Origin of the sequence: Streptomyces sp. NPDC086787, from assembly GCF_044745865.1 — a bacterium.
Taxonomy (GTDB): Bacteria; Actinomycetota; Actinomycetes; order Streptomycetales; family Streptomycetaceae; genus Streptomyces.
The window spans coordinates 118,018-130,680 of the sequence record NZ_JBIVBC010000016.1 but is presented as its reverse complement, the minus strand read 5'-3'; the positions used below and the strand labels follow the sequence as shown (position 1 = coordinate 130,680).

At 73.8% G+C, this 12,663-nt stretch carries 11 protein-coding genes; 2 read left to right on the top strand and 9 right to left on the bottom strand.

All coding sequences use genetic code 11. From position 1 onward, the window contains the following. Nucleotides 1-52 precede the first annotated feature (52 nt). Nucleotides 53-1,138, bottom strand: a complete 1,086-nt coding sequence (locus ACIPK3_RS28955; RefSeq protein WP_402574336.1) for a WD40/YVTN/BNR-like repeat-containing protein — start codon at nt 1,136-1,138, stop codon at nt 53-55. A gap of 279 nt (nt 1,139-1,417) precedes the next feature. Here ACIPK3_RS28955 and ACIPK3_RS28950 point away from each other — a divergent pair, with 279 nt between their 5' ends. Further along, on the top strand, nt 1,418-2,005 hold the full coding sequence (locus tag ACIPK3_RS28950) for a hypothetical protein (RefSeq protein ID WP_402574334.1): 588 nt from the start codon (nt 1,418-1,420) through the stop codon (nt 2,003-2,005). A 185-nt stretch (nt 2,006-2,190) separates the two neighbouring features. Here ACIPK3_RS28950 and ACIPK3_RS28945 read toward each other — a convergent pair whose 3' ends face one another. Next, nucleotides 2,191-4,188: a HEAT repeat domain-containing protein gene (locus ACIPK3_RS28945; RefSeq protein ID WP_402574373.1), complete on the bottom strand. Its 1,998-nt coding sequence runs from the start codon at nt 4,186-4,188 to the stop codon at nt 2,191-2,193. A 160-nt stretch (nt 4,189-4,348) separates the two neighbouring features. After that, entirely contained in the window at nt 4,349-6,004 is a 1,656-nt protein-coding gene (locus ACIPK3_RS28940) for a DNA alkylation response protein (protein ID WP_402574332.1), read from the bottom strand. A 69-nt stretch (nt 6,005-6,073) separates the two neighbouring features. On the opposite strand from ACIPK3_RS28940, the gene ACIPK3_RS28935 reads away from it, so the two are divergent. After that, nucleotides 6,074-6,814: a PaaX family transcriptional regulator C-terminal domain-containing protein gene (locus ACIPK3_RS28935; protein WP_402574330.1), complete on the top strand. Its 741-nt coding sequence runs from the start codon at nt 6,074-6,076 to the stop codon at nt 6,812-6,814. Nucleotides 6,815-6,852: 38 nt separating this feature from the next. Here ACIPK3_RS28935 and ACIPK3_RS28930 read toward each other — a convergent pair whose 3' ends face one another. The 6 genes from ACIPK3_RS28930 to ACIPK3_RS28905 all read right to left on the bottom strand — a co-directional run bounded on the left by ACIPK3_RS28930 (nt 6,853) and on the right by ACIPK3_RS28905 (nt 12,557). Continuing rightward, nucleotides 6,853-8,199, bottom strand: a complete 1,347-nt coding sequence (locus ACIPK3_RS28930) for an FAD-dependent oxidoreductase (protein WP_402574329.1) — start codon at nt 8,197-8,199, stop codon at nt 6,853-6,855. A gap of 175 nt (nt 8,200-8,374) precedes the next feature. Further along, nucleotides 8,375-9,070 carry a TetR/AcrR family transcriptional regulator gene (locus ACIPK3_RS28925; RefSeq protein ID WP_402574327.1) on the bottom strand — a complete coding sequence of 232 codons (696 nt, stop codon included), beginning with the start codon at nt 9,068-9,070 and terminating at the stop codon, nt 8,375-8,377. A 234-nt stretch (nt 9,071-9,304) separates the two neighbouring features. After that, entirely contained in the window at nt 9,305-9,976 is a 672-nt protein-coding gene (locus tag ACIPK3_RS28920) for a phosphatase PAP2 family protein (protein ID WP_402574325.1), read from the bottom strand. 58 nt (nt 9,977-10,034) lie between these two features. After that, nucleotides 10,035-10,967 (bottom strand): M56 family metallopeptidase, encoded by a 933-nt coding sequence (locus ACIPK3_RS28915; RefSeq protein ID WP_402574323.1) that lies wholly within the window; start codon nt 10,965-10,967, stop codon nt 10,035-10,037. A 108-nt stretch (nt 10,968-11,075) separates the two neighbouring features. Continuing rightward, nucleotides 11,076-11,636 (bottom strand): DUF5134 domain-containing protein, encoded by a 561-nt coding sequence (locus ACIPK3_RS28910; RefSeq protein ID WP_402574321.1) that lies wholly within the window; start codon nt 11,634-11,636, stop codon nt 11,076-11,078. A 156-nt stretch (nt 11,637-11,792) separates the two neighbouring features. After that, on the bottom strand, nt 11,793-12,557 hold the full coding sequence (locus tag ACIPK3_RS28905; protein ID WP_402574319.1) for a VOC family protein: 765 nt from the start codon (nt 12,555-12,557) through the stop codon (nt 11,793-11,795). Between the last annotated feature and the right edge of the window lie 106 nt (nt 12,558-12,663).

Below are 12,663 nucleotides of genomic sequence, written 5' to 3'. Positions count from 1 at the left end.
AGGCGGTATGACGACGACCGGAACTCCGCCGTGCCGTGAGGCGGCCGTGGGCTCAGGCGACCACCGCGGCTCTGACGCACAGCACGTCCGGCAGATGGGAGGCCAGTTGCCGCCAGCTGTCGCCGTCGTCCGCTGAGGCGTACACCTCGCCGTTGCGGTTGCCGAAGTAGACGCCCGCCGGGTCCGCGTCGTCCGTGCACAGGGCGTCCCGCAGCACCGTGCCGTAGTGGTCCTGGGCGGGCAGCCCGGCCGACAGCGGCTCCCAGCTGGCGCCCGCGTCCGCCGTGCGGAACACCCGGCAGCGGCGGTCGGCGGGCACCCGGTCGGCGTCGGCGTTGATCGGGAAGACGTACGCCGTGCCGCCGCGGTGCGGGTGGGCGGCCGCCGCGAAGCCGAAGGTGGACGGCAGGCCCTCGCCGATGTCCGTCCAGTGACCGCCCGCGTCGTCACTGCGGTACACCCCCCAGTGGTTCTGGAGGTACAGCCGGTCGGGTTGGGACGCGTCCTGGGCGATCTTGTGTACGCACTGGCCGAACTCCGGGTTCGGGTCCGGGAGGAACACCGCGGCCACACCGGAGTTGGAGGGCGTCCAGCTCGCGCCGCCGTCCGTGGTGCGGAACACGCCTGCCGTGGACACGGCGACCGTGACCGCCTCCGGGTCGCGCGGGTCGGTGACGACGGTGTGCAGCCCCTCGCCACCGCCCCCCGGCACCCACTGCGAGCGGGTGGGGTGCTCCCACAGGGGCCGCACGAGTTCGAAGCTCTCCCCACGGTCCTCCGAGCGGTACAGGGCGGCTGGTTCCGTGCCCGCGTAGACCACGTCCGGCTCGGCGGCCGCCGGGTGCAGCTGCCAGACCCGCTCCAGCGAAGCGCCGGTGTCCTTGGGGAACTTGACCGCCGGCCGGGACGGCTCGGTCCAGGTGCGGCCCAGGTCGTCGGAGTGGAACACGGAGGGGCCCCAGTGCGAGCTGTCACCTCCGGCCAGCACCCGTGGGGTGGCGGACCGGGTGTCCAGGGCAACCGAGTAGATCGCCTGGGCGTTGAAGCAGGGCCGTTCGTCGAACTCCCATGTGCCGCCTCGCCGCCGCCCGAGGAAGAGCCCCTTGCGGGTGCCCACGGCGAGCAGTACCTCAGTCATGCCGACCACCTCCGGGACATCTTTGTCACCGACCGTTTCGAGACGATGGCCAGTTTGCACCCCGGCACTGACAGTCGACCATGGGCATCGAGTCCTCGCAGGTCACGGACGTGCTGTCGGCATGTCCCGGAAATCCGGCGGGTACGTTGCGGCAGACGCCTGCGCGGGCGGGGAGTCTCGTGCGACCGTCGTCACGGGGGCTTGCCCTGAGCAACGTGAGGACCTCTCCCGTATGGGAGGGCGGTTCGGCCTGTCCGTGCGCTCGTGAGGAGGAAGCCGTTGAAGGCGTTCCGTGGTCCGAAGGTGTGGCTGTGGCGCTGGCGGCGCAATCCGCTCAGGCGCCGTGCCGACGTCGCCGAGGCCTGGGTGGTGCTCGGCGCCTGGCTGCTCACCGTCCTGGCCGGTGTGCTCGCCGGACTGGTCACGGCCCGGTCCGTGGAGCAGGACCTGGCCCGGGAACGCGCCGAGTGGCGCCCGGTCGTGGCACACGTCGTCGGAAAGGCACCGGGAACCTCCGTCTCCGAGACCGGCACCGGCACGGCCGAGCGCGTGTGGGCGAAGGTGCGCTGGTCCGTGGCCGACGGTTCGCGACACACCGGCGAGGCCCGGGTCTGGCCCGGCAGTCCGGACGGCAGCCCGGTCACCGTCTGGACGGATCCGCGGGGCCACCTCGTCACCCGGCCCGCCACCGCCTCCCAGGCGCACCTCCGCTCCGGCCTGATCGGTGCGCTGGCGGGCCTGAGCACCGCGGCGGTCCCGTTCATCGGCGGCCGCGTCGTTCGCGCCCGCCTGGAGAGCCGGCGCATGGACCGCTGGGACGCGGAGTGGGCCCGCCTGGGCCCCCAGTGGGGCCGGACCACGGGCTGATCCCGACTGCGGGAGGCGCGGCGGCGTGGGGACCAACCGCGCGGGAATCAGGGTGTAGCTTTCCGCGGGCGGCCACCACCCGCCGGTGACCGGCCTCAAGGTCGGCGCCATGACCGGTGGTTCGTCGGATTTCGGGTGTCGGGCGCCCATGTGCCTCGCGTGCCCGTGCTCCTGCCCGGCATCCGTCACGCGTTCGCCGGGGGTACCGCCGGAACTCTCCGACACGTTCGCAGGAGTCTCTCGTCCTTGTGGATGTCGTGGGTGCCGTGACCGTCCTCGCGCGCCGTATGGCGGCGTGGGGACGTGAGTTCGGTGTGGACCAGGTCCCACAGGGGCGCTCCGGCCGGTCCCGTCCCGGCGAGGCAGGCGGCGATCGTGCCGCGGGTGTGCGCGTTCCGCGTCCAGGCGGAGCGAAGGACCGGGAGGACCGGCTCGGGGTCACCGGCTATCCGCCAGTACGCGCAGGCGGCGGAGGTCCGTTCCCACACCAGGTCCGCCGATCCGGCCAGGCGGCGCAGCACGGACAGCGCGGGGCGGGCCGCGGGGCCCAGCCGGGCGAGTTCCTCGGCGGCGCCCCGGCGGCGGCCGGACCGCGCGTGCGTCAGTTCCCGCAGCAGCACGGGGAGCACCGCCGGCGCGTCCCCCTCCACCGACCACAGTGCCCCCGCGGCAGCGGCCGCGTACTCGGTTTCAAGGAGCCCACGCAGGGCCGGCCCCGCCATCTGCGCGGCGGCGCCGAACGAACCCAGTGTCCGGGCCAGATGCGGCACGACGGCGTCCCGGGGCCCGAAGCCGCCCGATGCGCCGTTCAGCAGGCGCAGCACCTCCGGGACGGCCTCCGTGTCGCCCAGCGCCTTGAGCGCGGACAGCAGTGGCACGGCCTGGTCGGCGACGTCGGGGGAGTGGGGGTCGACCCGGCCGAGTCTGAGCCGCAGCGCGGGCGCGAGCGGGGCGGCGGACCGGCCGAGATGGACGATCACGTGTCCCAGGTCGTCGGGCGCGGCCGGTGTCGCCAGCACGTCCGCCAGGATCGGCACCGCCCGCGCGTCGCCGCTCCGGGCCAGCGCCTTGAGCGGGCCGCCCAGGGCGGGTGCGCCGCGCTCCCAACGGTGGACCCACAACCCGGGCCGAGCGGCGAGCAGCGCGCAGAGGTCGTCGGCCGCGGGGGAGGCCAGTCCGAACAGTTCGGCCAGGACCGAGACCGAGGCCTCCCGCAACTGGTCCCGGTCCTCCCGTAACTGGGCGCCGAGCAGGGCGATCGGCGCACTGTAGTCCGCGCGCCACTCGCGGAACAGCGCCGCCGACATCCAGACCGCGTTGCACCGGTCGACCGGGTCGGGACTGGTCAGCTGTCCGGCGAGCAGGTCGATGCGGTCGGCCACCCGGCCGCCCAGCGCCGTGTGCAGGGTCCGCAGCAGGTGCGAGCCCTCCTCGTCCGAGGGTCGCAGCCGCCGTATCCGGCCCACGAGGCCGTCCGTCTCGGCGCGGGCGGGCCCGCCCGCGCGCAGCTCGGAACGGTTTCTGAGCAGTCGTACCGCCGCCGGTACCAGATCGGCCGGAAGGCGGCCTGGCGCGCCGAGTGCCAGCTGGCCGAGCGCGGCGAGCCGCAGCCCCGGGCCGTACGGCGGCTGGCTGTGCGCGGCCAGCAGGTCCACCGCGTCCGCCGCGTGCCCGGGATGTCGTCGTACGAACCCGCCGAGGCTCTCCGTCAGGGCGAGCAGCACCCGGTCGTCCCGCTCGACCGTGATCCGCCGCCGCAACAGGCCCAGCACGCGCGCCGGTTCGTCGAGGAACCGCACGAGCGCTCCGGGGACCGCCCGCCGCACCCCGGTGTCCGGGTCGTCGGCCAGCGCGACGAACGCCTCCGCCCCCGCGTGCACCGCGGCATGAGCCCGCGCACAGCTGCCACCGACGCACTCCGCGCCTATGCTCACCAGCAGCTCGACTATCCCGCCCCGGTCGGCCACCTCGACCCGGCCCAGCAGTGCGAACAGGAACGGGACGCAGGCCAGCGTCGCGTCGTACACGTTCCCCTGGTGGTACACCGAGCCGTACATCCCGTCGAGTGCCGCCTCCCGTTCCGCCGCGTCGGCAGCGGCGAGCCCGCGCAGCAGCGCGGGCACGTCCGCGGCGCTGCCGTGCGCGTGGCGCAGCGCGGCCCAGTCGACCTCGTCGATCCCCATGGCGTCGATCCCCGTGAACACGTCGTCCTCGCCCTCTCCAGACGATGCCACCTGATCGCGAGTCTGCACCACGGCACTGACAACGAAACGGAGCCGGACGGCGACTGTGTGCGATCCGTCGGCTGTCACCGGCCACGGACCGCGCCCGGGGGAGCGGGGATCAGCTCAGTTCGGGCAACGCCCGCTCCAGGATCGCGTCGAGGCCGGCCGTGCCGGGCAGGGTGCCGAAGGAGTGCCCCCAGTCTCCGCCGAGGCGGCTGGCGCAGAAGGCGTCGGCGACCGCGGCCGGAGCATGTCGGACCAGCAGCGACGCCTGGAGGGTCAGGGCCATCAGCTCCACCAGCCGGCGGGCGCTCGTCTGGTCGGCTTCGGCCAGCCGGTTCCTGAGCCGGGCCACGGCCTCGTCCAGCCGGGTGTCCGCACCCCGGGCCAGGGCGAGTTCGGAGAACAGCGCCTCGGCGGTCTCCGGTTCCCGGCCGAGCGCCCGCAGTACGTCCAGCGCGTTGACGTTCCCCGACCCCTCCCAGATCGACAGCAACGGTGCTTCCCGGTAGTGGCGGGGCATGCCCGAGTCCTCGACGTAGCCGTTGCCGCCCAGGCATTCCAGGGCCTCGGCAGTGAAGGCCGGGCCCCGCTTGGTGACCCAGTACTTGCCGACGGCGGTCGCGATGCGCCGGAAGGCCTGCTCCCCGGCGTCCCCGCGCACCGCCCGGTCGGCCGCCCCCGCCAGCCGCAGCGTGAGCGTCGTCGCGGCCTCGGACTCCAGCGCGAGATCGGCCAGTACGTTGCGCATCAGCGGCTGTTCGAGCAGCCGCGCGCCGAACGCGCCGCGGTGGCGCGCGTGGTGGCCCGCCTCCACGAGCGTCTTGCGCATCAGCGTCGCCGACGACATCACGCAGTCCAGCCGGGTGCAGTTGACCATCTCGATGATGGTCTTCACACCGCGTCCCTCGGGGCCGACCAGCCAGGCCACCGTCCCGTCGAACTCCGGCTCGGAGGACGCGTTGGACCGGTTGCCCAGCTTGTCCTTGAGCCGCTGGATGCGGAACGTGTTGCGGCTGCCGTCGGGGAGCACTCGCGGCACCAGGAAGCAGGACAGACCCTCGGGCGCCTGGGCCAGCACCAGGAACACGTCGCACATCGGCGCCGACGTGAACCACTTGTGCCCACGCAGCGTGTACACGCCGGGTTCGGCGCTGGGAGTGGCCACCGTGGTGTTGGTCCGGACGTCGGAGCCGCCCTGCTTCTCCGTCATGCCCATGCCGGCGAGCAGTCCGCGCTTCTCCGTGGGCACCCGCAGTTCGGGCTCGTACTCCCTGCTGGTCAGCAGTGGTTCGTACACCTTGGCCAGCTCCGGCTGGGCGCGCAGCGCGGGGACGGCGGCGTACGTCATCGACGCCGGGCAGCCGTGTCCGGCGTCGGTGTGACTCCACACCAGTCCGCCGGCGGTGCGCGCCACGTGGGCGCCCGGCCGGCCGTCGGCCCAGGGCGCGCCCGCCAGCCCCTCGGCGACCGCGACCCGCATCAGGTGGTGCCAGCTGGGGTGGAACTCCACCTCGTCGATCCGGTTGCCGTACCGGTCGTGCGTGCGCAGCACCGGCTCGTGCCGGTTGGCCAGTTCGCCCCACTCCTGCGCCTGCGCGCTTCCGGCGCGCAGGCCGAGGCGTCGTATCGACTCCTCGGCCCAGCCCGCGCCCTCGCGGCGGAGCCCTTCGAGGAGGGCCGCGTCGTCGGACGCGTCGTAGGGGGCCGACGGAGGGGCTTGGTTGGTGACGTCGTGGGTGGCGTACGGCGGCTGCGCGGGTGTCGAGACCATGCGGCCATGTTGCACACATCCTGCGGCTGTAGCAATGATGCAACAAGAAGCCACGTAAAGTACGGCCTCATGCGGATGAACGTGTCAGCGCAGCCCGGCCGGGTCGACCTGCGGCCGTTGTCCGCGAGATCGGTCGTCCTGAGCCTGCTGCTGGGCACGCATCCGCCCGAGTTGCCGGTGAAGGACCTCGTGCGGCTGGTCGAGCCGTTCGGTGTCGGTGGTTCCACCCTGCGGGCCGCGCTCAGCAGGATGACGGCCGCCGGCGACCTGCGGCGCGTGGACGCCGTATACGGGCTGAGCGACCGGCTGCTGGCCCGCCAGCGACGTCAGGACGACGCGGTGCACCCCCGCACACGCGCGTGGGACGGTGACTGGGAGATGCTGGTGATCACGGTCACCGGCCGCGGCCCCGCCGACCGTGCCGACCTGCGCTCCCGCCTCGCCGCGCTGCGGCTGGCCGAACTCCGGGAGGGTGTGTGGCTGCGGCCCGCCAACCTGATCCGGCCGCTGCCGGACGAGTTGCGGAGCGTGGCCCAGTGCTGCACCGCCCGCCCCGAGAGCCCCGCGCACGATCTCGCCGCCGCCCTGTGGCCGCTCGACACCTGGGCCGCGACGGCCCGCGCCCTGCTCACCCACATCGCCGCCGCCGACCGCCCGGGCGAACTGTTCACCGCTTTCGCGGCCGTCGTACGCCATCTCCTCACCGACCCCGTACTGCCCTGCGAACTGCTGCCCGCCGACTGGCCGGGCGAGGCCCTGCGCACCGCGTACGCGGACTACCGAAGGGAGCTGGCCCGATCGGCCGGGTGACCTCGGCCGTGACCGCTCGGGGACCGGCGACGGACCGCTCAGGAGACCGCCGTACGCGCCGCCGTCAGAAGCGAGTCCCAGTCGGCCAGTTTGACCACGCTCCGTCCGAGCCGGGCCCCGAGTTCCGCCTCGGCCCGTTCGATGGCCCGCCAGCCCGCCCACTCGACCGGCTCGACACCCGCCGCCCGCAGCCCGACCAGAGGATCCGGCAGCGGTTCCTCGCGGGCTAGTGCGGGGGCGTCCGCCAGCAGTGACGTCACCGTTTCCTTCGCGCAGGGGCGGTTGGTGCCGATGACCCCGGTGGGGCCGCGCTTGATCCAGCCGGCCACGTACTCACCGGGCGAGGTGAAGCGGTCCCGCACCACCCGGCCCTGCGTGTTCGGCACGGTCCCGCTCGCCGCGTCGAACGGCAGCCCCTCCAGCGGTACTCCGCGATATCCCACCGAGCGGAGCACCAACTGCGCCGCCACGTCCTCGAACCGGCCGGTTCCCCGCACGCCGCCCTGCCCGTCCGGTACCGTCCGCTCGAAGCGCACTCCGCCCACCCGGCCGCCGTCGGAGAGCAGTTCGACGGGACGCCGGAAGAAGGACAGCCGGATGCGGCGCGCCGCGTCCCCGGGCGGCCGCTCCGCCCAGCCGCGCAGCACCTCCACGTTTCGGCGCTGCGGCGCGGGCAGCCCGGACGGGTCGGCGAAGTCCGGGTCCAGCGCCAGCTCCGCCGGGTCCACGGTGACCGCGGTGTCCGGCAGGCCGCCCAGCTCACGCAGCTCCTTCGTGGTGAAACGAGCCTGCGAAGGACCGCGCCTGCCCACCATGCGGACCTCGGTCACCCGGCTCGCCGCCAGCGCGGCCAGGGCCTGCTGCGGCATGTCGGTCGGGCTCAGCTCCGCCACGCCGCGGGCCAGCATCCGGGTGACGTCCACGGCCACATTGCCCACTCCGATGACCACCGCCGACCGGACCTCACGCACGAAGGTCTCGGCCGGGGAGTCCGGATGAGCGCTGTACCACGACACGAACTCGGTCGCCGACCAACTGCCGGGCAGGTCCTCGCCGGGGATGCCGAGATGCCGGTCGGTCGAGGCGCCCACGCAGTACACCACCGCGTGGTACAGCTCCCGCAGCCGGTCCACGGGCAGCCCGCCGGTGCCGCCGACCCGCACACCGCCGAGGAACCGCACCCGCTCGTGTTCCAGGACCGTACGCAGCGTTCCCTGCAGCGACTTGATCTTCTCGTGGTCCGGGGCGACTCCGTAGCGCACCAGACCGTACGGGCAAGGCAGCCGGTCCAGTACGTCCACGAAGACCTCGGGGGCCTGCTGGACCAGGCTCTGGGCGGTGTAGCACCCACTCGGCCCGGAGCCGACAACGGCGACACGCAGCACGGCGGAACTCCTTCCCCGGCGGACCGGAGGAGAGCGCTGTTGCGTCCAGCATCGCACCGCGAGGGCCGCGCTGACAGGGTGCCGCGAGCGACCACGCGGACGTGTCCGCCCGAATGGAAGCCGTATGGAACCCGAATGGAGCCCAGGGGGTCTGCGACCACGCGGGTACGCCGCGCTATCGGCCCTGCCCGGGCGGCTCGGCGTGCCCGGGCCGCGCGGCCCGTTCGTCCGTCGCGAAGAACCGTGACAGGTCCCTCGCGCCTCCACCGGGCGGTTCCGTCCCGGGCGGAACACCCAGCTCCCAGTCGAGCCGGTACCGCTTGAACAGTTCGGCCCGCAGCACCGGGACCGGCATCGGCACACCCGGAACCAGCGCCGCGAACACGGCACCCATGAGCAGTGCGCGCAGCATCGGATAGTCGGCCGTGACGTCCTGCGAGCCGTACCGGGCGACCGTCTCGCTCAGCAGCTCCGACAGCCGCCGCTGCTCCGGGCACTGCACGAACCCCTGGGCCTGGAGGAGTCCCGCCATGTGCTGCCGCATCAGCACGGGCCGCCGCTCGGCCAGCCCCAGGATCGCGTCGATGGCCCGGGCGAGCCGCTCCCGGCCGTCCTCGGTGCGCGGCTCGCGCTCCAGGGCCTCCTCCAGCGTGCGGTGCATCAGCCGGTGCACCGCCGACTGCACCAGCTGGCGCTTGCCGGGGAAGTAGTACGACACCAGTCCGCGCGCGGTACCCGCCCGGTCCGTGATGTCACCCAGGGTCGTGGCCTCGAACCCGTGCTCGTCGACCAACTCGACGGCGGCCTGGAGCAGCCGCTCACGGGAACGTCGGCGCAACTCTTCATTGACCGAGGCGCTGCGCGGGGACATGCTGTAACTCCTGCGTTGACTGGCTGCCAGCCAACTATAGTCAAGGCGGGAGGACCCGCTCCGGCGCGGGCCCGCTCAAGGTTGCCGTCCGTCTGGGGCGACACGGGGGATCGTCTCAGACGGCCGGCGCCTGAACAGCCGGCGGAGCCGGCACCAGGTCCAGCACCGGCAGCCGGGCCCCGCCCGGCCGCGCGCCGGCGGTCTCCAGCGCCTCTGCCGTCCGGTACGGGCGGTTCAACGGCGGGATCCGCGGCTCCGCACCCCTTCGTGCACCGTCACCGCCAACGCCACCACCAGCGCGCCGAGCAGCCACCCGCCCACCACGTCCGAGGCCCAGTGCACCCCCAGCCACACGCGGGTCAGGCCCGCCCCGGCCACCGAGACGACGGCCACGGCCAGGGCCGCACGCCACAGGGTCCGCCCGGCGCCCAAGTGGTGCAGCAGCCACAGCAGGAGTCCGCACACCACCGTGGCTGTCATGGCGTGACCGGAGGGGAAGGCGGCGAAGTGCGCGGAGTCGACGGGGTCCCGCCAGACCGGGCGGGGGCGGTCGTAGAGCGCCTTCAGACCCTGTTGCAGGCCCGTGGCCGCCGCCAGGGCGAGGACCAGCCACAGCGCCGTCCACCGGGCCGACCGGCGCCACACCAGCCACACCGCGGCCGCCCCCGCCGCCAGACGCATGGTGACGGGGTCCCAGACCCAGTGCGTGAGCACGCGGAAGACGTGTGTGAGTCCGCGCTCGTCGAGCGCCCAGCGGTGGCTGGTGCGGGCGATCTCTTCGTCCAGGCTCACCAGAGGCCGCCACTCGACGGCGACGAGGATCAGCAGCGGCGCACACAGCATGGCCAGGACGGCGGTGGCCAGGAGCGCCGGGCGGTACCCGGACGGGCGGGGCGGGCGGTGCATGCCATGATCCTCGCCGACGGGCGGGGCCCCAGGCGAACACCGGAGTCCGTCGTGGCGCTCAGCCGAGCGCGCGCAGCCCGGGGACGAACGCCACCAGCACCGGGAGCGCCGGTACCAGTGCCGCTGTCGCCGTCAGCCGCAGCCGCCGCATCGCGGACAGCCGGTCCGGGGGAGCGAGCAGCCGGTGCACCCGCTGCGGGACGTGCGCCTGCGGGGTGGGGGCGGGGCCGAACACGCCACGGTCCTCGTTGAGTTCCACCAGCGCCAGTGCCGTCGTCAGCCGGCCGACACGGCGCGAGGCCGTGTCGTCGGCGGCCAGCTCCACCAGCCGGTGCATCTCGACGCGGAACGCGGCGAACACCGGTACCTGCGGGAATCCGGCCGCCAGCGCGGCCGAGCAGTGCAGCAGCCAGTCGTGCCTGGCCCGCGCGTGCCCCTGCTCGTGGGCGAGTACGGCATCCAGCCGCCGACCCTTGAGGCGGCGCAACGCGGCCGTGGTGACGACGAGTTGGGGCGCGGTGCCGGGCAGCCACCAGGCGTCCGGACGCTCCCCCTCCAGCAGGACCAGCTGTTCGCCCGGCTCCTCACCGGGCAACAACGGCGCACGCACGAGGAGTTCGGCCCGCCGACGGCCGCGCCGGGCCGCCGCCCGTAGGACCTCACACAGCAGCATCGCGGCGCTCCACAGCCCGGCACAGGCGAGCGCCACCGCGGTCGCCGCCGCCCAGGGTCCGGCCGCGCCGAGCGCGTACGCGTCCACGACCGCCCGCGGTGCCGGGGCGAACACATGCCCCCGCACCGCCTGCCAGGCCGCCGCCGCGCTGAGCGTCATGGACAGCGCGCAGCACAGCAGTACCGCCGCCACGACGCACTGCCACACCCAGAGCGCGACCACCGGTTCCCGGTCCGACCACTCGATCCGGACGAGCAGCCGGGGAGCCAGGACGGCGGTCAGGGCGCCGAGCAGCAGAAGTGCGGCGGTGACCATCATGGTCGACACCCTATGAGCGGCGGACGGCCCGGAGGTACGGTCCGCCGCGGCAAGTGACGCAGGCAACTTCGCGCACTGTGTACGTGGCGCGGGTGTACGTGGCGGGGGTCAGAGCGTCAGCAACATCGCGAGCATCCCTATCCCCATGGACAGCCGGCACGCCCGCGACAGCTCCGGGCGGTCCCCCCAGCGGAGCCCGGACCCGGTGCCGACCGCCGCCGCGGCGGGGACCAGTCGTATGCCGGAGAGCAGCACATAGCCGGTGAAGTAGACCAGCAGCAGCCCCGTCACCAGGGGGACCCCGGAGGTGCCGTGCCCGTGGTGGTGCACACCGGGGGAGCCGGGGGAGACGGTCATCACCGCCGCCATGTAGACCATCGCCGTCGTGCCCACCAGGTGGTGGAGATGGTGCGGGGCGCCGCGCGCGGCCCACAGCGTGCGCAGCGCGGCCCCGCCGAACACCACCGCGTACAGCGGCCATGTCCACGACGGCGGGGCGAACACCGCGGACGGCACGGCCATCGCGGCCATGCCGAAGCCCATCAGCGCCTCACCGCCCGCGGAGTGCCGTTGCTCCTCGACGCCGCTGCGCATCCGCAGCAGGCAGTAGGCGCCGGTCGCCGCACACAGCGCGACCAGCAGCCAGCCGGGCGAAGCCGGTCCGTGCACGCGCACCTCCCCGCTTCGCGCCGTCACGATCCGTCGTAGGTGCGATTCCCGGGGCAGGAGGCGCGCACGCGAGCGCAGAGGTGTACGGGGGGAGCGTTCGACGGAGCGCGGCCGCGCCGCACGGCGGGAGTCACCACGCCACGGGCGACGCGGACTTCACCCCTCCTCGCTTGCCACATGCACGCCGAAGGCCGCCCCCTGAGGGTCCCGGAGTACGGCGATGCGTGGTCCGTCCGGTACCGATGTGGGCTTCATCGGGACGGAACCGCCCGCCGCGAGGGCCACCCGCGCCGTCGCGTCCACGTCCTCCACCGCGAAGTACGGCAGCCAGTGCGGCGGTACACCGGTCGGGAACCGGTCGCCCATGTCGGCCATCCCGCCGAAGTCCGCGCCGTCGATGCCCCACTGCGTGTACCAGTCCGAGGCGTTGACGCTCCAGCCGAAGACCGTGGTGTAGAAGTCCCGCGCCCGGCCGGTGTCGCGGGTCGCGAGCTCCACCCAGCCCAGCGAGCCGGGCGCGTTGAACAACCCGGCGCCCGGGAAGGCTCGCGCCTGCCACAGCTGGAACGCCGCCCCGGCGGGGTCCTGGACCACGGCGAAGCGGCCGACGTCGAACACGTTCATCGGACCGAGGATCACGCGGCCGCCCGCCTCCTCGACGGTCCGCGCCGTCGCGTCGGCGTCCGTCACCGCGAACGACACGTTCCACGCGACCGGTTGGGACTCCTGGTAGAGCGGGGAGAGCGCGGCCACCGCCGCGTCCCCGAGGTGTGCGACCGTGTAGCCGCCCGCCTCCTGCCGTGGATCCGTCTCGGGACGCCACCCGAACAGATCCGTGTAGAACCGCTTGGCGCCCTCCAGGTCGCTTGTCCCCAGCTCGGTCCAGCACGGTCCGCCGGCCACCGGTCTGTCGAACTTCATGAGGTTCCTCCCGGCAGGGAAAGGCAACCGCCCCCTCCCAGCACGCTAGCCCCGCGCGCGGACCGCGGCCATCCGGAGATCCCGCCGCACCGCACCGCTGTCCGCC